Source organism: Bradyrhizobium cajani (assembly GCF_009759665.1).
Taxonomy (GTDB): domain Bacteria; phylum Pseudomonadota; class Alphaproteobacteria; order Rhizobiales; family Xanthobacteraceae; genus Bradyrhizobium; species Bradyrhizobium cajani.
Genome location: NZ_WQNE01000027.1, coordinates 22,629 through 42,024 on the forward strand (window position 1 = coordinate 22,629; position 19,396 = coordinate 42,024).

22 protein-coding genes and 1 pseudogene are annotated in these 19,396 nt (G+C 65.9%); 18 read left to right on the plus strand and 5 right to left on the minus strand.

What is annotated here, in order from left to right; all coding sequences use genetic code 11:
• Positions 1-87 precede the first annotated feature (87 nt).
• Complete coding sequence (gene pcaD, locus GPL20_RS27095; RefSeq protein WP_157333399.1) at positions 88-870, minus strand: 3-oxoadipate enol-lactonase; 783 nt, start codon at positions 868-870, stop codon at positions 88-90.
• A gap of 98 nt (positions 871-968) precedes the next feature.
• Entirely contained in the window at positions 969-2,324 is a 1,356-nt protein-coding gene (locus GPL20_RS27100) for a 3-carboxy-cis,cis-muconate cycloisomerase (protein WP_157333401.1), read from the minus strand.
• Positions 2,325-2,495: 171 nt separating this feature from the next.
• On the opposite strand from GPL20_RS27100, the gene GPL20_RS27105 reads away from it, so the two are divergent.
• From GPL20_RS27105 to adhP, 11 genes are all read left to right on the plus strand, one after another.
• Complete coding sequence (locus GPL20_RS27105; protein ID WP_157333403.1) at positions 2,496-2,942, plus strand: SRPBCC family protein; 447 nt, start codon at positions 2,496-2,498, stop codon at positions 2,940-2,942.
• A gap of 134 nt (positions 2,943-3,076) precedes the next feature.
• Positions 3,077-3,562 (plus strand): (2Fe-2S)-binding protein, encoded by a 486-nt coding sequence (locus GPL20_RS27110; protein WP_063703155.1) that lies wholly within the window; start codon positions 3,077-3,079, stop codon positions 3,560-3,562.
• 33 nt (positions 3,563-3,595) lie between these two features.
• Positions 3,596-4,402: an FAD binding domain-containing protein gene (locus tag GPL20_RS27115; RefSeq protein WP_157333405.1), complete on the plus strand. Its 807-nt coding sequence runs from the start codon at positions 3,596-3,598 to the stop codon at positions 4,400-4,402.
• A gap of 60 nt (positions 4,403-4,462) precedes the next feature.
• Positions 4,463-5,386, plus strand: a complete 924-nt coding sequence (locus GPL20_RS27120) for an AAA family ATPase (RefSeq protein ID WP_157333407.1) — start codon at positions 4,463-4,465, stop codon at positions 5,384-5,386.
• A gap of 128 nt (positions 5,387-5,514) precedes the next feature.
• Positions 5,515-6,717 (plus strand): vWA domain-containing protein, encoded by a 1,203-nt coding sequence (locus GPL20_RS27125; RefSeq protein WP_157333409.1) that lies wholly within the window; start codon positions 5,515-5,517, stop codon positions 6,715-6,717.
• A 10-nt stretch (positions 6,718-6,727) separates the two neighbouring features.
• Positions 6,728-7,051: an XdhC family protein gene (locus GPL20_RS27130; RefSeq protein WP_148751517.1), complete on the plus strand. Its 324-nt coding sequence runs from the start codon at positions 6,728-6,730 to the stop codon at positions 7,049-7,051.
• A 2-nt stretch (positions 7,052-7,053) separates the two neighbouring features.
• Positions 7,054-7,755: an XdhC family protein gene (locus GPL20_RS27135; RefSeq protein WP_254125060.1), complete on the plus strand. Its 702-nt coding sequence runs from the start codon at positions 7,054-7,056 to the stop codon at positions 7,753-7,755.
• Entirely contained in the window at positions 7,752-9,356 is a 1,605-nt protein-coding gene (locus GPL20_RS27140) for an NTP transferase domain-containing protein (protein WP_157333411.1), read from the plus strand. The genes GPL20_RS27135 and GPL20_RS27140 overlap by 4 nt, the downstream gene beginning before the upstream one ends.
• A gap of 197 nt (positions 9,357-9,553) precedes the next feature.
• Positions 9,554-9,943 carry a DUF4189 domain-containing protein gene (locus GPL20_RS27145; RefSeq protein ID WP_157333413.1) on the plus strand — a complete coding sequence of 130 codons (390 nt, stop codon included), beginning with the start codon at positions 9,554-9,556 and terminating at the stop codon, positions 9,941-9,943.
• Positions 9,944-10,089: 146 nt separating this feature from the next.
• Positions 10,090-10,500, plus strand: a complete 411-nt coding sequence (locus tag GPL20_RS27150; RefSeq protein WP_157333569.1) for a DUF2000 family protein — start codon at positions 10,090-10,092, stop codon at positions 10,498-10,500.
• Positions 10,501-10,639: 139 nt separating this feature from the next.
• Positions 10,640-11,665, plus strand: coding sequence for an alcohol dehydrogenase AdhP (gene adhP, locus GPL20_RS27155; protein WP_157333415.1), 1,026 nt, complete (start codon positions 10,640-10,642; stop codon positions 11,663-11,665).
• Positions 11,666-11,669: 4 nt separating this feature from the next.
• On the opposite strand, the gene GPL20_RS27160 is transcribed toward adhP, so the two are convergent.
• Genes GPL20_RS27160 through GPL20_RS27170 form a run of 3 tightly spaced genes read right to left on the minus strand, consistent with a single transcriptional unit; the run spans position 11,670 to position 12,889 of the window.
• The gene (locus GPL20_RS27160; protein ID WP_157333417.1) at positions 11,670-12,083 is read right to left on the minus strand and encodes a GFA family protein; all 414 of its coding nucleotides are present in this window, start codon (positions 12,081-12,083) and stop codon (positions 11,670-11,672) included.
• A gap of 12 nt (positions 12,084-12,095) precedes the next feature.
• Positions 12,096-12,557 carry an SRPBCC family protein gene (locus tag GPL20_RS27165; protein WP_254125062.1) on the minus strand — a complete coding sequence of 154 codons (462 nt, stop codon included), beginning with the start codon at positions 12,555-12,557 and terminating at the stop codon, positions 12,096-12,098.
• The gene (locus GPL20_RS27170) at positions 12,554-12,889 is read right to left on the minus strand and encodes an ArsR/SmtB family transcription factor (RefSeq protein ID WP_157333419.1); all 336 of its coding nucleotides are present in this window, start codon (positions 12,887-12,889) and stop codon (positions 12,554-12,556) included. The genes GPL20_RS27165 and GPL20_RS27170 overlap by 4 nt, the downstream gene beginning before the upstream one ends.
• A gap of 108 nt (positions 12,890-12,997) precedes the next feature.
• On the opposite strand from GPL20_RS27170, the gene GPL20_RS27175 reads away from it, so the two are divergent.
• The 7 genes and pseudogenes from GPL20_RS27175 (at position 12,998) to GPL20_RS27205 (ending at position 19,333) form a co-directional block, all read left to right on the plus strand.
• Positions 12,998-13,693 (plus strand): TetR/AcrR family transcriptional regulator, encoded by a 696-nt coding sequence (locus GPL20_RS27175; RefSeq protein ID WP_157333421.1) that lies wholly within the window; start codon positions 12,998-13,000, stop codon positions 13,691-13,693.
• Complete coding sequence (locus GPL20_RS27180; RefSeq protein ID WP_246251025.1) at positions 13,690-14,613, plus strand: HlyD family secretion protein; 924 nt, start codon at positions 13,690-13,692, stop codon at positions 14,611-14,613. The genes GPL20_RS27175 and GPL20_RS27180 overlap by 4 nt, the downstream gene beginning before the upstream one ends.
• Positions 14,610-15,542, plus strand: a complete 933-nt coding sequence (locus GPL20_RS27185) for an ABC transporter ATP-binding protein (RefSeq protein WP_157333425.1) — start codon at positions 14,610-14,612, stop codon at positions 15,540-15,542. The genes GPL20_RS27180 and GPL20_RS27185 overlap by 4 nt, the downstream gene beginning before the upstream one ends.
• Positions 15,539-16,702 carry an ABC transporter permease gene (locus tag GPL20_RS27190; protein WP_157333427.1) on the plus strand — a complete coding sequence of 388 codons (1,164 nt, stop codon included), beginning with the start codon at positions 15,539-15,541 and terminating at the stop codon, positions 16,700-16,702. The genes GPL20_RS27185 and GPL20_RS27190 overlap by 4 nt, the downstream gene beginning before the upstream one ends.
• A 30-nt stretch (positions 16,703-16,732) precedes the next feature.
• Positions 16,733-18,040, plus strand: a complete 1,308-nt coding sequence (locus tag GPL20_RS27195; RefSeq protein WP_157333429.1) for an adenylate/guanylate cyclase domain-containing protein — start codon at positions 16,733-16,735, stop codon at positions 18,038-18,040.
• A gap of 99 nt (positions 18,041-18,139) precedes the next feature.
• Positions 18,140-18,295: pseudogene (locus GPL20_RS27200) on the plus strand (amidohydrolase family protein); the annotation flags it as partial.
• A 123-nt stretch (positions 18,296-18,418) separates the two neighbouring features.
• Complete coding sequence (locus GPL20_RS27205; protein ID WP_157333431.1) at positions 18,419-19,333, plus strand: PhzF family phenazine biosynthesis protein; 915 nt, start codon at positions 18,419-18,421, stop codon at positions 19,331-19,333.
• Positions 19,334-19,396 lie beyond the last annotated feature (63 nt).

A 19,396-nucleotide genomic window follows, 5' to 3' on the forward strand; every position in this document is an offset into this window, starting at 1 on the left:
TTGCGAGCGTAGCGAAGCAATCCAGAGTCTTTCCGCGGAGCCAGTCACTGGATTGCTTCGCTGCGCTCGCAATGACGCGTTGTGAGATCAGCGCTGCGTCAAAAACCCAATCACCGCGTCCGTGAACGCGTGCGGCTGCTCGACGTTGGAAATGTGGGCGGCATCGATGATGGTCATGCTCGCGCCGGGGATGTTGGAGCGGATCAATTCGCCCGCCGAGATCGGCGTCGCCATGTCGTGGCGGCCGGCGATCACCAATGTCGGGCTCTTGATCTTCGCCAGCAGCTCGCGCTGGTCGAGCGTCGACAGCGCCTCGCAGCAGGCGAGATAGCCCTCGACGGGGGAGGCGAGCAGCATCGACTTCATCTTCGCGGTGATGTCAGGCTCGCGCTCGCGGAAATCCTGGGTCAGCCAGCCCGCGATCACGGCATCGGCGACCGCCGCGATGCCGCCTTTCTTCACGGCATCGATGCGCTCCAGCCATTTGGTCGGCTCGGCATAGTAGCAGGAGGTGTTGGCGAGGATGATCTTACCGAAGCGCTCCGGCGCGTTCGCGCCCAGCCATTGTCCGACCATGCCGCCCATCGACAGGCCGCACCAGTGCACCTTCTCGATGTTGAGATCGTCGAGGATCGCGAGCACGTCGCGGCCGAAGCGCTGCATCGTGTAGGGGCCGGGCGGGACGTTGGACTTGCCATGGCCGCGGCGGTCGTAGCGGATGACGCGGAACAGCTGCGCCAGCGCCTTCATCTGCGGCTCCCACATCTGAAGCGTGCAGCCGAGCGAGTTGGAGAGCATCAGGGTCGGCCCGCCGTCGCGGCCCTCGACAGAGACGTTGAGCAGGCAACCGTCGGCATCGATCATGGGCATGACATTTTCCTCGTCATGCGCGGGCTTGACCCGCGCATCCATCTACAAAGTGAATCTATCCAGGATGATGGATTGCCGGGTCAAGCCCGGCAATGACATCAGGAGAGATCCAATGAATCGAGCAGCCGGTCGATCAGGGCTTGGGAAGCCCCTTGATAGGCCATCGGCTCGAACAATGCCGCAATTTTCTGGGGCGTAAGATGCGCGGTGACTAGCGAATCGGCCGACAGCACCTCGCGCAAATGCTTCTTCTCGGCGACCGCGCGCTTGCTCGCGGCCTCGACCAGATGATGCGCGTCGCTCTTGCCGATCTTTTCGGCCAGCGCAAAGGTGACGGCTTCCGCCATGATCAGGCCCTGTGTCGCATCGAGATTGCTGCGCATGCGCGCGGTATCGACATCGAGGCCCTCGGCGATGTCGACGACCGCCGCGAGCGCGCCGGAGGTGACCAGCATCAATTGCGGCAGCGTCGGCCATTCCGCGTGCCAGGGCCCGGCACTGCGCTCGTGGTCCTGCACCTGCGCGGCGAATATCGTCGCAGCGAGCTGTGGCGCCATGGTCGCGGCGCCCAGCGCGCTTGCGGCCGCGACCGGATTGCGCTTGTGCGGCATGGTCGAAGAGCCGCCGCGGCCTTCGCCGGCCGGCTCGAAGGCTTCGGCGACATCGGTCTGCATCATCAGCGAGACGTCGCGTGCGATCTTGCCGCAGCTGCCGGCGAGAATCGCAAAGCACGAAGCGGCCTCCGCAATCCGGTCGCGATGGGTGTGCCAGGGCGCTTCCGGCAGCGGCAGGTTCAGCTCCTGCGCCAGTCGCTCTGCGACCGCGAGCCCCTTGTCGCCGAGGGCTGCGAGGGTACCGGCGGCCCCGCCGAATTGCAGCGCGAGACCCTCGCGGGAGAGCCGCCGCAGGCGGCAGCGGGCGCGGGCGAGGCTTGCGGCATATTCGGCCGCCTTCAGCCCGAACGGCATCGGCAGCGCGTGCTGAAGCCAGGTCCGGGCCACCATCGCGGTGTTGCGATGGCTGCGCGCCAGCGCGGCGAAGCCCTTGATGGCGCGGCTGAGATCGGCGTCCAGCGCATCGATGCCGGCGCGAAGCGTGAGCATGGTCGCGGTGTCGATGACGTCCTGGCTGGTCGCGCCCCAATGCACGTAGCGCGCGGCATCGTGATCGGCTTTGGCAACGTTGGCGGTCAGGGTCTTCACCAGCGGGATCGCCAGGTTGCCCGAGCGCGTCGCGGCCTCCGCCAGCGCGCCGAGATCGAAGGCCTCCGCCTTGCAGGCGGCTTCGATCGGGCCCAACGCGGCGGCGGGAATCACGCCCGTGGCGGCTTCGGCACGCGCGAGAGCTGCCTCGAAATCGAGCATTTTCTGAAGGGTAGACCGATCATCGCACACCGCGCGCATGGCGGCGCTCGACAGCATCGGCGCGAGCAGGGGGGAGAGGGATGTGCTCATGACGCGGGGGACCTAACCACCATGCTCCGCCTCTGCCAATCCCAAACCGTCGGCGCAAGCGTTTTGCAGTTGCGAATATGCATTGCACGTGACCGGGCACCACCCTTTCCTTTGCGGCCTCCGTGCGTTACTTGAACAGCATTATAGTTACGCCATCCCGGGAGGCGCCTCATGGCCATGACAATGAACGGCGAAGTCCAGCTTGCGGCGTCGCGCGAGGCCGTGTGGGACAAGCTCAACGATCCCGAGGTGCTGAAGGCCTGCATCCCCGGCTGCGAGGAGCTTGAAAAGACCGAGGACGGTGGCTTTCGTGCGACCGCGAAAATGAAGGTCGGCCCGGTCTCGGCGCGATTCAAGGGCAAGGTGATGCTCAGCGATCTCGACCCGCCGAACGGCTACAAGATCTCCGGCGAGGGCGAGGGCGGCGTCGCCGGATTCGCCAAGGGTGGCGCGGCCGTCAGGCTCGCCGAGAAGGACGGCGGCACGCTTCTGTCCTATGACGTCGAGGCCCAGATCGGCGGCAAGTTGGCGCAGCTCGGCCAGCGCCTGATCAACGGCGCCGCCAAGAAACTGGCCGACGAATTTTTCGCGAACTTCGCCAAGGCGGTGCAGGGCTGAGCTCATCGCCTTTCGTCATGGCCCCTTGCGTCCGGGGCGATGTTGCCCCCGGGCATAATGGCCCATATGATGGGTTGGAATAATTATAAGAACCGCTTCGATGGGACCCGTCGGGGCGCTGATAGAGAGTGCTTATGGCAAAAATCTCCCTCATCGTGAACGGCAATCCAGTCACGGCCAACGTCGATCCCCGCACCCTCCTGGTGCAGTTCCTGCGCGAGAATCTGCGCCTGACCGGCACCCATGTCGGCTGCGACACCTCGCAGTGCGGCGCCTGTGTCGTGCATCTCGACGGCAAGGCCGTGAAGTCCTGCACCACGCTTGCCGTGATGGCCGACGGCCACGAGGTCAAGACGATCGAGGGGCTGGCGGCCGACGGTGCGCCGCTGCATCCGATGCAGGAGGCCTTCCGCGAGCACCATGGCCTGCAGTGCGGCTTCTGCACGCCGGGCATGATCATGACCGCGATCGACATCGTGCATCGCAAGGGGCATGAGCTCGACGACCACACCATCCGCGAGGAGCTGGAAGGCAATCTCTGCCGTTGCACCGGTTACCAGAACATCGTCGCCTCGATCGCCGCCGGCGCGAAGGCGATGGCGAAATCCGATCTCGCGTAAACCGCGCGCGCATTCCGCGATCAGGACACCCCCATGTACGAATTCAAATATCATCGTCCCGGCACCGTGCGGCAGGCGGCCAACCTGCTGGTGAAGAACGAGGACGCCAAGGTGATTGCCGGCGGCCACACGCTGATTCCCGTCATGAAGCAGCGCCTCGCAAGCCCGCCGCATCTGGTCGACCTCTCCCACATCGAGGGCCTCGACACGATCGAGATGAAGGGCCGTTCGCTGGTGATCGGCGCCACCGCCAGGCACGCCGACGTCGCGTCCTCGGCGATCGTCGGTGAGGCGATCCCGGCGCTCGCAAACCTCGCGGGCGGGATCGGCGATCCCGCCGTGCGCCACAAGGGCACGATCGGCGGCTCGCTCGCCAACAACGATCCGACCGCGGATTATCCGGCCGCGGTGCTCGCGCTGGGGGCGACCATCGTCACCAACAAGCGCCGCCTGAAGGCCGAGGAGTATTTCCAGGGCCTGTTCACGACGGCGCTCGAGGCCGACGAGATCATCACCAAGGTGATGTTTCCGCTGCCGAAGAAGGCGGCCTACGTCAAGTTCCGCAACCAGGCCTCGCGCTATGCGCTGGTCGGCGTGTTCGTGGCGCGGCGCCCCTCCGACGTGCGCGTCGCCGTCACCGGCGCCGGCTCCGAAGGCGTGTTCCGCGTCACCGCGTTCGAGGAGGCGCTGAAGAAGCGCTTTGCAGCGAAGGCAATCGAAGGCATCGAGGTGCCGGCGGAAGGCCTCAACAGCGACATCCACGGCAGCGCCGAGTACCGCGCGCACCTCATCGGGGTGCTGACGCGGCGAGCCGTCGACGCCGCCAATGCCAAGGAGTGAGGTGACCTCACCCCCTGGCCCAAACTTGTCCCTGTGAGGGCGTAACGAGACTGGCTTTTCATGACTTCAGCGGCCAATTCTTCCGGTGCTTTGCCGGCATCGGTGGATGCGATGCTCGAACTCCTCACGTCGCGGGGCTACCTCGCGGAGCGGTCGCTGGCGACGGTGACCTATCTGTCGCTGCGCATGGGCCGGCCGCTGTTTCTCGAAGGCGAGGCCGGCGTCGGCAAGACCGAAATCGCAAAGGTGCTCTCGGCGGCGCTGGGGCGGAAGCTGATCCGCCTCCAGTGCTACGAAGGCCTCGACGTCTCCTCCGCGGTCTATGAGTGGAACAGCGCCGCGCAGATGATTGCGATCCGGATGGCGGAAGCCGCCGGCGACACCGATCGCGACCAGCTTTCGAGCGACATCTTCGCCGACCGCTACATGATCAAGCGGCCGCTGCTCCAGGCGCTGGAGCCTGATGTGGCCGGCCCGCCGGTGCTCCTGATCGACGAGCTCGACCGCGCCGACGAAGCGTTCGAGGCATATCTGCTCGAAATCCTCAGCGACTTCCAGGTGACCATTCCCGAATTCGGCACGGTGAAGGCGCCGCACCCGCCGATCGTCATCATCACCTCAAACCGCACCCGCGAGATCCATGACGCGCTGAAGCGGCGCTGCCTCTATCACTGGGTCGACTATCCCGCCGCCGAGCGCGAGCTCGCGATCGTCAAGACGCGCGTGCCCGGCATCTCGGCCAAGCTGTCGCAGCAGGTCGTGCGCTTCGTTCAGGCGCTGCGCAACCAGGACTTCTACAAGTCGCCGGGCGTCGCCGAGACCATTGACTGGGCCACCGCCTTGTCGGAGCTCGACGCCCGCTCGCTGACCCCGCAACTGGTCGGCGACACGCTGGGCGCGCTGCTCAAATACCAGGACGACATCACGCGGATGCAGGGCGACACCTTGCAGAAGGTGCTGAAGGACGCGACGAGCGAGAATTGATTTTCCCGTCATTCCGGGGCGCGCATAGCGCGAACCCGGAATCCATCGGGCCGCAGAGTTGGTGGATGAATGGATTCCGGGCTCGATGCTGCGCATCGCCCCGGAATGACGACCGAGAGTGTGAAGCCATGGCCATCAACCACCTCGCGCCCGAGCAGACCGAGCAGTTCGCCGACAACATCGTCGGCTTCGCCCGTGCACTCCGCGCCGCCGGCATGCCGGTCGGGCCTGGTGCGGTGATCGATGCCATGAGCGCGCTCCAGGTGATCGACATCGGCAACCGTACTGACGTCTTCACCGCGCTGGAGGCGATCTTCGTCAAGCGCCACGAGCATGCGCTGATCTTCCGCCAGGCCTTCAACCTGTTCTTCCGCGCCTCGGAAGAATGGAAGCACATGCTGGATTCGGTGCCGCTGCCTGAGCAGGCCAAGAAGAAGCCGCAGGCAGGCTCCCGCCGCGTGCAGGAAGCGATGTCGCAGCCGCGCATGACTGAGACGCCGCAGCACCAGGAGCAGGATCTGCGCCTGTCGGTGTCCGACAAGGAGATCCTCCAGAAGAAGGATTTTGCGCAGATGAGCGCGGCGGAGATCACCGAGGCGCTCCGCGCCATCGAGAAGATGCACCTGCCGCAGGCCGAGCTTCTGACGCGCCGGCGTCGGCCCGATCCCCGCGGAATTCGTCTCGACCTGCGGCGGACGCTGCGCGCCTCCTTGCGCACCGGCGGCGACATCATCGACATCCATCGCCTCGGGCGGATCGAGAAGCCGGCGCCGATCGTGGCGCTGCTCGATATCTCCGGCTCGATGAGCGAATATACTCGCCTGTTCCTGCACTTCCTCCACGCCATCACCGACGCGCGCAAGCGCGTCTCGGTGTTCCTGTTCGGCACGCGCCTGACCAACGTCACCCGCGCGCTGCGCCAGCGCGATCCCGACGAGGCGCTGGCGAGCTGCTCGGCGGCGGTGGAGGACTGGGCCGGCGGCACCCGGATTTCGGCCTCGCTGCACAACTTCAACAAATTGTGGGCGCGGCGCGTGCTGAGCCAGGGCGCCATCGTGCTCCTGATCTCCGACGGGCTGGAGCGGGAGGCCGATTCCAAGCTGGCCTTCGAGATGGACCGGCTGCACCGCTCCTGCCGGCGGCTGATCTGGCTGAACCCGCTACTGCGGTTCAGCGGTTTCGAGGCCAAGGCGCAGGGCATCAAAATGATGCTCCCGCACGTTGACGAATTCCGGCCCGTGCATAATTTGAGTTCGATCCAGGAGCTGATCACGACGCTCTCCCAGCCGCTGCCGCCGCATCACCGCAGCCTGATCCGCTCCGCAGCTTGAGAGGCCCACCATGCTCGATCGCGACGAGGATATTCTGAAGGCGGCGGAGGACTGGCAGAAGGCCGGCCGTGGCGTCGCGCTGGCGACGGTCGTGGAAACCTGGGGCTCGGCGCCGCGCCCGGCGGGCTCGAGCCTCGTCATCAACGACGAGGGCACGTTCTTAGGCTCCGTCTCCGGCGGCTGCGTCGAGGGCGCCGTGGTCACCGAGGCCATGGACGTGATCGAGAGCGGCAAGCCCAGGATGCTGGAGTTCGGCGTCGCCGACGAGACCGCCTGGAATGTCGGGCTGTCCTGCGGCGGCACCATCCGCGTCTTCGTCGAGAAGGTCGGTTAGCCGTGAAGCTGGCGATCCTGCACGAACTCAATGCCGAGCGCGCCGCGCGCCGGCCGGTGATTCTCGTGACCGACACCGAGAGCGGCGAGCAGCGCCTGGTGAAGGCGAAAGACTTCGCGAATGACCCGCTGCGCACCGAGCTGGAAAAGCAGCTTCGCATGGGCAAGAGCGCCAATGTCGAGGCCGGCGGCAAGAAATTGTTCCTCAACGTCTACGCCCCGACCGCCAAGCTCGTCATCGTCGGCGCGGTTCACATCAGCCAAGCGCTGGCGCCGCTGGCGCGCTCGCTCGGCTATGACGTCACCGTGGTCGATCCCCGCACCGCCTTTGCGAGCCCCGAGCGCTTCCCCGACGTTCCGCTGGTCGCGGAATGGCCCGACACGGCGTTGCCGCCGCTCAATGTCGATGCCTACACCGCCTTTGTCGCGGTGACGCACGATCCGAAGATCGACGACCCCGCGCTGCTGCACGCCTTCGAGCGCAACTGCTTCTACATCGGCGCGCTCGGCTCGCGGAAGACGCATGCCAAGCGCGGCGACCGGTTGCGGGCGCAGGGTGCGAAGGAGAGCGACATCGCGCGTATCCACGCGCCGATTGGCCTTGCGATCGGCGCGGTCTCGCCGTCCGAGATCGCGGTGGCGATCATGGCCGAGATCACGGCCGTGCTGCGGCTGCCTCCAAAAGAAAAAGAAGAAGCGGCATGAAGTTCGGCCCGGCGAGCCCCAGGGATGCGATCGGCGGGGTGACCGTCCACACCCTGCGCCAGGGACCGCTGGTGCTGAAGAAAGGCACGACGATCGGCCAGGCCGAGGTCGAGGCGCTGGAGCGCGCGGGCATCAAGGACATCGTCGTGGTGCGTATGGAGGCGGGCGACGTCTCCGAGGACGTCGCGGCCGCCAGCATCGCGCTCGCCGTCGGCGGCGAGGGCATCCATGTCGAGCGCGCCTTCACCGGCCGCGCCAATCTGTTTGCCGCGCGCGGGGGTGTGCTGGTGATCGACCGCGCCGCGGTCGACCGCATCAACAACATCGACGAGGCCATCACCTTTGCCACGCTGTCGGCCTACAAGCCGGTGGTCGAGGGCGAGATGGTCGGCACCGTCAAGATCATCCCGTTCGGCGTCGAAGGAAGTTTGCGCGATGCCGCGGTGAACGCCGCCGGCAAGGACGTGCTCAAGATCGCGCCCTACGTGATCCAGCGCGTCGGCGTGGTCTCGACGCTGTTGCCGGGCCTGTCATCCAAGGTGATCGACAAGACGCTGCGCGTCACCGCCGAGCGGCTCGCGCCGGCCGGCGCCGGCATCATTGCAGAGCGGCGGGTCCAGCACGACGAACAGGCACTGTCGGCCGCGATCAAGGAGCTGCTCGCGCTCGGCGCGGAGCTCGTCATCGTGTTCGGGGCGTCCGCGATCGCCGACCGCCGCGATGTCATTCCGGCGGCCGTCACCGGCATTGGCGGCGAGATCGAGCATTTCGGCATGCCGGTCGACCCCGGCAATCTGCTGCTGATTGCCCGCGCCGGCACTGTGCCGGTGCTGGGTGCGCCGGGCTGCGCACGCTCGCCGGTCGAGAACGGTTTTGACTGGGTGCTGATGCGGCTCCTCGCCGGCATCAAGGTGACGCGTTCGGAACTGATGGGCATGGGTGTCGGCGGGCTCCTGATGGAGATCGTCACGCGCCCGCAGCCGCGCGCAAAACCCGAGCCCGAGGGTAACAGCCAGGTCGCCGCCATCGTGCTGGCGGCGGGCCGTTCCACCCGCATGGGCGGGCCGAACAAGCTGCTCGCCGAGTTCGACGGCAAGAAGCTGGTGCGGATCGCGACCGAGCAGGCGCTGGCCTCCAAAGCGTCCGAGGTGATCGTCGTCACCGGGCATCAAGCCGAGCTGGTCGAGCAGGCGCTGCAAGGCCTGAAGGTCAAATTCGTCCGCAACCCGGATTTCGCCGGCGGCATCGCAAGCTCGGTCAAGGCCGGCATCGCCGCCACCCCCGAGACCTGCGACGGCGCCGTGGTTTGCCTTGGCGACATGCCGCTGATCGATGCCGGCCTGATCGACCGCCTCATCGACGGCTTCGCACCGGACCGCGGCAATCTCATCGTCGTGCCCGTGAGCGAAGGCCGCCGCGGCAATCCCGTGCTGTGGTCGCGCCGCTTCTTCAAGGAGCTGATGACGCTCGACGGCGATGTCGGCGCGCGCCATTTGATCGCCAAGCACGCGGAGGCGGTCGCCGAAGTGCCCGTCGACGGCGAGAGCGCCTTCCTCGACATCGACACCCCGCAGGCGCTGGAAGCGGCAAGACGCGGGTGACAGTGCCGCAGGGTGGGCAAAGGCGCGCAGCGCCGTGCCCACCATCTCTCCACACGGTGATCCGCAATTGGTGGGCACGCTTCGCTTTGCCCACCCTACGGCACCTCCCGACCCTCCGATTTCAACCACTCGTTCACCAAGTGGAAACGACCGCCGCTTAGAGTCCCCTTCGCCTGCCTTGGGGGGAGGGGTTTTCCATGGCTTCGAACGTCGTCGCGCGCCGTTGCGCGATATTTTTCTTTGCGCTGTCGGTATGCGTTTCCGGTGCCCGTTACATCACTGAAGTCCACGCCGCCGGCGCCATTGCGGTCGGCAAGTGCGGCGCCTACGGCCAGGCCTATGATTACGGCGCCGAGCACGAGGCGCGCGCCGCGGCACAGAAGCAGTGCAGGGGCGATTGCACCACCGTTACGATGAAGCGCGCCTGCGCCGCCGTGTCCGTCGATCTCGCCAATCCCTGCGGCGCCTATGGTTATGCCATCAAGCCGAAGATCTCGGCTTCCCTCAACGCCGCAACGCGCGAATGCTACAAATACGGCGGCAAGGAATGCGTGATCCGCGCCTGGGCCTGCGACGCGAAGGGCTGATTGCCGAAGCGCTGATTCCTCTTGCTGTCATTCCGGGGCGATGCGTAGCATCGAACCCGGAATCCATTCGTCCACCGACTCTGCGGCCCGATGGATTCCGGGCTCGCGCCAAAGCGGCGCGCCCCGGAATGACAGCTGAGGAGCACATGCAGTTCGACACCAAGATCGCCGTGGTGATCCGCACCGATCTTCAGGCCTGGCAGAAGCTCAACGTCGCCTCCTTCCTCACCAGCGGCATCGCGGCGGCGTTTCCGGACTGCATCGGCGAGGCCTATGAGGATGCTTCTGGCACGAGATACCACGCGCTGATCGGCCAGCCGATCCTGATCTATGGCGCCGACGGTGCCGCGCTGTCGCGCGCGCTCGACCGCGCGCTTGCGCGTAACGTCGTGCCGGCGGTCTACACCGAGGACATGTTCAAGACGACGCACGATGCCGCCAACCGCGAGGCGGTGAGGGCGGTGGCACGCACCGAGCTCAATCTCGTTGGGATCGCGATGCGCGCCGACCGCAAAGTCATCGACAAGATCGTCGACGGGTTGAAGTTCCACAGCTGACAGGGCTCTGCCCGTCGTTGTCGTCGCGATGTCACGATTGCGCGAGCGATTTGCGCAAACTTTGTGCTGTTTGACGCCTGTCAAAGGCCCGCTGCGCCGCATCGCTAATCTGCCCCGGCATATGCAAGGGAGCAGACCGATGCCGACCATGAAAGCCGCAATCGTCAAGCAATTCGGCAAGCCGCTGGTGATCGAGGAGGTGCCGGTTCCGCAGCCCGGTCCGGGCGAGGTCCTGGTCAAGGTGAAGGCCTGCGGGGTCTGTCACACCGATCTGCACGCCGCATCCGGCGACTGGCCGGTGAAGCCGGTTCCGCCCTTCATCCCCGGCCATGAGGCGGCCGGCATCGTCGCCGCGCTCGGGCCCGGCGTGAAGAATCTCAAGGTCGGCGATGCCGTCGGCGTCGCCTGGCTGCACGATGCCTGCATGTCCTGCGAATATTGCGAGACGGGCTGGGAGACGCTGTGCGAGCACCAGCATAACACCGGCTACAGCGTGAACGGCGGCTTCGCCGAATATGTCATTGCCTCGGCGGCCTTCGCCGCAAAGCTGCCTGCGACGGTCGATTTCGCCGCCGTCGCGCCGATCCTGTGCGCCGGCGTCACCACCTACAAGGGCTTGAAGGAGACGGAGGCAAAGCCCGGTGAGTGGGTCGTGATCTCGGGCGTCGGCGGGCTCGGCCATGTCGCGGTCCAGTACGCCAAGGCGATGGGGCTGAAGGTCGCGGCCGTCGACATCGCCGAGGACAAGCTGGAGCTGGCGCGGGAGACCGGTGCCGACCTCGCGGTCAACGCGCTCGCGGCCGATGCCGCGGACAAGGTGCTGGCGGCAACCGGGGGCGGGGCGCACGGCGTGCTGGTGACCGCGGTGTCGACCGCAGCGTTCGCGCAGGCGCTGAGGATGGTGCGCCGGAAGGGCACCGTCAGCCTCGTCGGCCTGCCGCCGGGCGAATTCCCGACCCCGATCTTCGACGTCGTGCTCAAGCGCATCACCGTGCGCGGCTCCATCGTCGGCACGCGGCGCGATCTCGCTGAAGCCATCGCGTTTGCCGTCGACGGCAAGGTGAAGGCCGAGGTGACGAAGGTGCCGCTCGCGCAAGTCAACGACGTCTTCGACCGCATGAAGGCCGGCAAGATCGACGGCCGCATGGTGCTGGATTTTGCCTAGCGCTTCACCCCGGCGGCATGCCTTCGAACTTCGTCAGACCAGGGTCGAGGCGATCCCAGCCATTGCCGCGCGCGGCGTAGGTGACGACTTGCGGCCTGTAGCGGGTGGGCTCATCGAGGCTTCCTGCGCGGATCGTGAAGACGTCGGGCTGCGCTGCGAAGGTCATATAGACCGGCACGCCGCACTGCGTGCAGAAACCGCGCGTCTTCACGTTGCCGCTGTCAGCGACCATGTCCCAATGCTTCGCCTCGCCGGTCACCGTGACGCCGGCGCGCGCGAAGGTCATGTACGAGCCGTGGCCGCTGCCGCTTTCCCGCTGGCAGTCCCGGCACTGGCAGTGATTGCTGAACAGCGGCTCACCAGCAATCGAATAGCGGATCGCGCCGCAGGCGCAGCCGCCGGTAAAGGGCTTGTCCATCGCGATATCTCCTCACTTCTCGCCGCTGATCTCGTCGAGCTGGCGCACGACCTTCTTCCAGCCGCCGCTCATGACCGTGTAGGCGGACTCGTTCCTCGGCAGCACGAAGCCGGCGTGAACCAGGCGGATCCGCGTGCCGGATTCGACCGGGGTGAGGGACCACGTCACGACGGTGTCGAGCGGCGCGCCGTAGCCGGTGTTGCGCTCGTCGCCGCCCTTCCAGGCATAGACGAGGCGCCGGTTCGGCACGACCTCCAGAACCCGGCAATGAATGACGCCGTCCCAGTTGCCGCCCGGGGTGGTCTGGAACGTGAAGGCCTTGCCTGCGACGGCTTCAAAACCGGTCGGCTGCATCAGCCAGCGCGCGATCAACTGGGCGCTGGTCAGCGTCTTCCAGATCGTCTCGGGTGCGTGGGGGAAGATCTCGTCGATGACGATGTCCTTTGTCTCGGCTTTCAACGCGGCTGCACTCACGGATCGATCTCCTTCAAGAGGTCACGCAGGTTCTGGAAGCGCTCGCGCCAGAACACGCCGTAATGGTCCATCCAGGTGACCAGGGGCTCGAGCCCTTGCGGCGCGGCGCGGTAGTAGACGTTGCGGCCCTCGGCACGCTCGGCGACGAGGCCGGCCTGCTTGAGGGATTTCAGGTGCTGCGAGATCGCGCCCTGGGTCACGCCGCTGCCGCGCGTGAGCTCGGCGACACTGATCTCCTTGCTGTCGAAGACGCGCTCGAACACGGCGCGGCGGGTCGGGTCGGCGAGGGCGCGCATCACCGTGGTGATGGGATTTGGGGTGGCTTCGATCATGGGACTTCAATTAGCGAACACTAATTCATTAGTCAATGCTAATTCGTTTCCGATTCTTGTTTCGCTCCTTCCCTTGACTATGACTGACCAGTCAGTCATAAATATGCAATGACAAAGAAGCCGACCAAAGCCGCCATGTCGTCCGCAGATCGCGCCAATGCGAAGCACGATGCGCCTCCCGGCAACGACGCGGCGCCTGCCTCGAGCCGTGCCGCGCGTGCCGCGGAGCGCCGCGCAGCGATCGTGGAGGCGGCAATGGAGGAGTTCATTGCGCGCGGCTTTGCCGCAACGCGGCTCGACGACATCGCCAAGCGGGCCGGTGTCGCCAAGGGCACGATCTACCTGCACTTCAAGGACAAGGAATCGATGTTCGAGGAGCTGGTGCGCATCGTCATCGTGCCTGTCGTCGCGAAGCTGAACGCGCTGCCGCCGCCGACCGGAACGGTGCGCGAGCTCATCGAGACCTTTGCCGGCAACTTCCTGAAAGAGGTCATCGGCACAAGGCGCGGCGATCTCGTGCGCCTGATCGTAGCGGAGGGGCCGCGCTTTCCGTCCGTGGCCGATTTCTACTATCGCGAGGTCGTCTCGCGCGGGATCGCCGGCATGCGCGGGCTGATCGAGCTCGGCATCGCGCGTGGCGAGATCCGCGAGAAGAACCTCGCGCGCTATCCGCAGATCCTGGTCGCGCCCGCGATGATCGCCGTGATCTGGCAGAGCCTGTTTGCGCGGCACGCGCCGCTCGACGCGCAGGAGATGCTGCGCGTTCATCTCGATTTGATTTTTGGCGAACGGAGGACGACATGAAGTCGTCGCTACCCCTCTCTCACCTCATCCTGAGGAGCGCCGAAAGCGCGTCTCGAAGGATGAAGGCCCGGCTGTGGCGCCTCGCCCTTCGAGACGCCGCTGCGCGGCTCCTCAGGGTGAGGGATCGACAGCATTGGTCGCCTCATGCAATTTTGAGACTTGCATTGGTCGCCGTGCTCGCAACCGGGCTGGCCGGTTGCAACGAGAAGCGCGATCCCGGCTTCCAGGGCTGGGTCGAGGCCGACATGATCTTCGTCAGCCCCGACGAAGCGGGCCGGGTGACGAAGCTCCATGTCCGCGAGGGCGACGAGGTCAAGGTCGGCGATCACCTCTATTCCGTCGACGACGATCTCCAGCTTGCCGATCTCAACCAGAACAAGGCGACGCTCGCCAACGCGCAGCAGACCTACGATCGTGCGGCCTCGCTGAACAAGACCGGCTCGGGCACGCAGGCCAATCTGGATTCCGCCGTGTCGTCCTTGCGTGTTGCGGAAGCGCGGGTGGCGACGTCGGAGACGCGGATGGCGCGGCGCAAGGGCTTTGCGCCTGTCGCCGGCACCATCCAGCAGATCTATTTCCGCGAGGGCGAGATGGTGGCGGCGCAGCGGCCGGTGCTCTCGATCATGCCGCCCGGCAACATGAAGCTGCGCTTCTTCGTGCCGGAGACCGAACTGCCGAAGCTTGCGATCGGCGACACCGTGCGCGTCGCCTGCGACAATTGCGCAGCCGATCTCACCGCGAAGATCTATTTCATCGCGACCTCGGCGGAATACACCCCGCCAGTGATCTACAGCCTCGAGGAGCGCAACAAGCTCGTCTACCTCATCCAGGCGCGGCCGTCGCGCCCCGACGCCTTGCGCGTCGGGCAGCCGATCGACGTCCATCTCAATCCCAAGACCCCGGTGGCGGACAAGCGATGAACGGCGGCAACGGCATCGCGATCGACGTCAAGGGCCTGACCAAATCGTTCGGCGGCCGCGAGGTCGTGCACGATCTGTCGATGCAGGTGAAGCGCGGCTCGATCTACGGCTTCCTCGGGCCCAACGGCTCGGGCAAGACCACGACCATCCGCATCCTTTGCGGGCTGCTCACGCCCGACAGCGGCGAGGGCACCTGTCTCGGCTACGACATCCGCCGCGATGCGGAGAAGATCAAGCGCCAGGTCGGCTACATGACCCAGCGCTTCAGCCTGTACCAGGATCTCTCGGTGCGCGAGAACCTCGAATTTGTCGCGCGGCTCTACGGCCTTGCTGATGCGCGCGGCGCCGCGCGTGACATGATCAAGCGGCTCGGGCTGTCGGGCCGCGAGGAGCAGCTTGCAGGCGAGCTCTCCGGCGGCTGGAAGCAGCGCCTGGCGTTAGGGGCCTGCACGCTGCCTAATCCGCAACTGCTGCTGCTCGACGAGCCGACCGCCGGCGTCGATCCCAAGGCGCGGCGCGACTTCTGGAACGAGATCCACGCGCTCGCGGCCGATGGCCTCACGGTGCTGGTCTCGACCCACTACATGGACGAGGCCGAGCGCTGTCACGAGATCGCCTATATCGCCTATGGTCATCTCCTGACGCACGGCACCGTGGAGCAGGTGATCGCCAAGTCCGCGCTCACGACCTACACTGTGACGGGCGAGGACCTGAACGAGCTCGCGGCTGCGCTCACCGGCAAGCCCGGCATCGATATGGTGGCGCCGTTCGGCACCTCGTTGCACGTTTCGGGGCGCGACGTCGCCGCGCTCGAAGCCGGTATCGGGCCGTGGCGCGAGAGAAGCGGCCTGCACTGGCAGAAGTCGTCGCCATCGCTCGAAGACGTGTTCATCGAGCTGATGAGCCGCTCCAGGGATAATTTCCAATGAGCGCCCTTGATCATTCCGCACCGGCCCACGAAATCCGCGAGCGCTTCGGATTCTGGAAGCGCTCCTATGCAATGCTGGTCAAGGAGTTCATCCAGCTGCGGCGCGACCGCGTCTCGTTCGCCATGATCGTGATGCTGCCGGTCATGCAGCTCATGCTGTTCGGCTATGCCATCAACACCACGCCGCGCCATCTGCCGAGTGCCGTGCTGCTCCAGGAGGACTCGGACCTCGCCCGCTCGATCCTGAAGGCGCTTGAGAACACCGCCTATTTCCGCTTCCTCTACGAGGTGCACGACGTCGATGATTTCGACAACCTCCTGAAATCCGGCAAGGTGCTGTTCGGGGTCGAGATCCCGCGCGGCTTCGAGCGGGCGGTGCGCCGCGGCGACAGGCCTGCGCTGCTGGTCGCGGCCGACGCCACCGATCCGGTAGCCGCGAGCTCGGCGATCGGCTCGCTCGGCATGGTGGTGCAGACCGCGCTCAAGCACGATCTCTACATCGGCGATCCCCCCGACATGCCGTTCGAGATCCGCGCCCATGCCCGCTACAATCCGGCCGCGGCCTCCAGCCTCAACATCGTGCCGGGCCTCGTCGGCACCATCCTCACCATGACCATGTTGATCTTCACCGCGCTGTCGGTCACGCGCGAGGTCGAGCGCGGCACCATGGAGAGCCTGTTGTCGATGCCGATCAGGCCGGTCGAGGTGATGTTCGGCAAGATCGTCCCTTACGTGCTGGTCGGCTTCGTTCAGGCCTTCCTCATCATCGGCATCGGCGTCGGCCTGTTCGGCGTGCCCGTGCTCGGCAATCTGTTCCTGTTGGCGCTGCTCTCGACGCTGTTCATCACCACCAATCTGTCGATCGGCTACACGATCTCGACCCTGGTGCAGAACCAGCTCCAGGCCATGCAGATGTCGATGATGTTCTTCCTGCCGAGCATCCTGCTCTCCGGCTTCATGTTCCCGTTCGCGGGCATGCCGGCCTGGGCGCAATATCTCGGCGAGGCCCTGCCGCTGACCCATTACCTGCGCATCGTCCGCGCCATCATGCTGAAGGGCGCGACCATGCAGAACTTGCGCTTCGACACGCTGGCGCTGGCGGCCCTGATGCTGCTCGCCATGACCATCGCCGTGACGCGCTTCCGCCGCACGCTGGATTGAGGCAAGATGCCCCCGGAATCGAGGGGTGGAATGGCGAAATTTGCGAGCAGGAAGACGCGGCAGCACGCCGTGCTATCGGAGGATTTCGAGCGTGAGCTGACCCGCGAGGTGCTGCGCACCGAGCTGCTGCGGGTGCGTGCGCTGATCATGACGGGCTGCGTCATGATCGTCTTGCTCACAGCAACCTTCGTGATCGATCCCGCCATCGTGAACCGGATCTGGCGCGGGACGGAGGGCGTGGTCCACGAATACGCCCTCTTGGCGGGCTTCCTGCTCTTCGAGGTCTGGGTCCACAGCCAGATCAGGCGAAACCTCAAGCTCGATCGCGACCTGCCGGTCATCAGGCGCTATGTCGGCGCATTTATCGAGACGTCGCTGCCGACGCTGATTCTGATCCTACAAATCCGCAGCATGGGCGCGAGCCAGGCGCTCGGCTTCGTGTTGCCACTGGTCTATTTCATCTTCATCATTCTTTCGACGCTGCGGCTCGATTTCTGGCTGTCCACTTTCACGGGATTTGTCGCCGCAGCCGAACTCTTGGCCGTCGCGCTGTATTACAATTCAGCCAGCGACACGGGCGAACCCCTGATCTACTTCCACGCAGTGCGCAGCACGGTCATCCTGGTCTGCGGCGTGCTTGCGGGCGCTGTCGGCGCGCAGCTCCGCCGCCAGTTCGCCGCGAGCATCGCGGCCGCCACCGCGCGGGACCGGGTGACCAATCTGTTCGGCCAGCACGTCTCCCCGCAGGTGGTGGAGCGGCTGATGACGGCCGGAACGAGCGCAAGCGGCGATCTCCGCCGCGTTGCCGTGATGTTCGTCGATTTCCGTGGCTTCACCGCCGGCGCGCAGACGCGCACCCCGCAGGAGGTGGTCGACCGGCTCGACGGTGCCTTCGCCGTGCTGGTCGACATCCTCGACCGTCATGGTGGGATCGTGAACAAGTTTCTCGGCGACGGCTTTCTCGCGCTGTTCGGCGCGCCGCTGGAAGCCTCAGACGCCGCGCACCGCGCCGTCGCCGCTGGCCGCGAGATGCTGGCCGCGATGGACCGCATCAACGCGCAGACGAGCTGGCCGCTGCGGATCGGTATCGGCATCCATTTCGGCGAGGTCGTCGCCGGCAATATCGGCTCGCCCCGGCGCAAGGAATACACGGTGATCGGCGACACCGTGAATTTCGCCTCGCGGCTCGAGGCGCTGAACAAGGACTTCGGCTCGCAGCTCCTGATCTCCGCGTCCGTCCGCGAAGCGCTGGGTGATGATGGCGACGATGCCGTCGCGCTCGGCGAGGTCGAGGTGCGCGGCTATGAGCGGCCGGTGGCGGTATTTCAGCTGGGGTAGGGCGTCGCGTTTTCCGTCATTCCGGGGCGCCCAAAGGGCGAGCCCGGAATCTCGAGCATCCCGTGTGCCCGCTGCATGAAGGTGCAGCGGCCCTGCTGCCTCGATCGCCTGCTGTGGGGCAGCGACTGGCCGCACACGCAGTTCGAGGCGTCGCAGTCCTACGCGAAGAACCGGCAGTTTCTCGATGCGCTGATCACAGATGACGGCGAGCGCGCACAGGTGCTCGCATCGCCGAAACAGCTCTTCCGCTTCTGACTCTTTCTTCTCGCGATTGCTCCGAGTGCTCCGAATTTTGGGGCATGACGAGCGATGTCGACGGCTTGTAGACTGGTGCGCGATGCGGCCGGTTGCGGCCGCGACTTGCATGAGGAAGTGAAGATGCAGCGCCGCTACGTCACCGTCGACGTGTTCACCGACCGCGCTTTCGGCGGCAATCAGCTCGCCGTGGTGCTCGATGCCGAGGGACTGTCCACTGCGCAGATGCGGTCGATCGCGACCGAGTTCAACTATTCCGAAACGACCTTCGTGCTGCGGCCGCAAAATCCCGGTCACGATGCGGAGGTTCGCATCTTCACGCCGGTGCGCGAGCTGCCCTTCGCGGGTCATCCGAATGTCGGTACCGGCTTCGTGCTGGCCCGGCGCAGCAACGAGCCCTGGCCGCGGTTGTTGTTCGAGGAGAAAGCCGGGATCGTGCCGGTCGAGATCTGGCGGGAGCAGGGCAAGGTCATCGGCGCCGAGCTGACCGCGCCGCAGCCACTGGCGCGCCTCGCAAAGCTGTCCGCCGCCGAGGTCGCCGCGTGCATCTCATTGACCGCGGACGACATCAGGACCGATCGCCATGAGCCTGAGGTCGTCGGCGTCGGAACGCCGTTCGTGGTCGCGGAGCTGCATTCGCGCGATGCCCTGAGGCGGGCGAGATCGGATGCTGCGGCGTTCGGCCGGATACTGCCGCGCGGCGGCGCGTTCGCGGTGTATTTCTACACGCGCGACATTTCCTCTGCGGAGGCAGGTTGCGACCTCCAGGCGCGGATGTTCATGCCCGGCGCCAGTGGTTTCGCCGAGGATCCCGCCACCGGCAGCGCAACGGTCGCCGCGGCCGCTCTGCTCGCCGAGCTCGATCCCTTGCGCGACGGGGAGCTGAAGCTCACCGTCGGTCAGGGCTTCGACATGGGCCGGCCGAGCATCCTGCGGACCACAGTGGAGAAGGAAGGCGGTGCTCTTCTCGATGCCTATGTCGGTGGCCATTGCGTGCAGATGATGGAAGGGACGTTCGAGCTGGCAGGGGAGGGCTGAGCTCTCTCCGCTCGTCATTCCGGGGCAGCGCAAAGCGCTGAGCCCGGAATCCATTCATCCACC